Below are 812 nucleotides of genomic sequence, written 5' to 3'. Positions count from 1 at the left end.
AAGTAGCGGCCAGATCGTTGATACCGGTGCAGCCATTGAAGACAACAAAGTAACAGACCAAGGCTCTTTGCCAAACACATTTAATGGCACGCTAGTGACGTGGACGCTTGTCAGTGGGCAAGGGCAGCTTGGCTCAATGAATTTCGATAAGACTACAGGCAAATGGACTTATACCTTAAATGGTCAGGTCGCAAATAGTATGCCGGAAGGTTTAACAACGAAAGAAAGCTTCATGGTGATTCCTGTCGATCAATTCGGTAAGACAATGGTCGACAGCAATGGGCAAGCAGTCACAGTCTTGATTGAAATAGACGTCACCGGTACTAATGACGCTCCAGATATTCAGGGGCGTCTAAACGGCTCAATGAAAAATGCAGAAAGCTCGGTAGAGGGGCAATTGCAAAGTGGCGACCCAGATCAAGGCGATACGCATACTTGGTCTCTTAACGGAAATAATGGTAGCTATGGCTCGATGCAACTAAATGCATCAAGCGGAAAGTGGGAATATACCTTAAACAAGAATCATCCTGACGTACTGGCCTTGGGTAAAGGGCAAAGCCTCACTGAAACTTTTATGGTTACAGTAACGGATCAGCATGGTGATAGCAGCACGAAAGCCATAACGCTAAACGTGACGGGAGAGAACAAAGCGCCTGTTATTTCGGGTGTTACAGCAGGTGATGTCAAAGAAGATGTAAAAGGTCTGCATACCGCGAAAGCCAATATCACCGATCCAAATACGGGTGATACGGTTGAGATCATTCCAAAAACACAGAATGGTTTGTTTGGTCAATTTACCATTGATCAGCAAG

General features: G+C 45.4%; 1 protein-coding gene. It reads left to right on the top strand.

Translation table 11 applies throughout. The annotated features are described in order from the left end of the window. Window positions 1-812 (top strand): VCBS domain-containing protein (locus A3738_RS08145; RefSeq protein ID WP_197473707.1); only part of this gene is annotated, 812 nt, incomplete at both ends.

Source organism: Oleiphilus sp. HI0066 (assembly GCF_001635725.1).
Note: the sequence above shows the minus strand (reverse complement) of the source record. Positions and strands in the feature narration are given on the sequence as shown.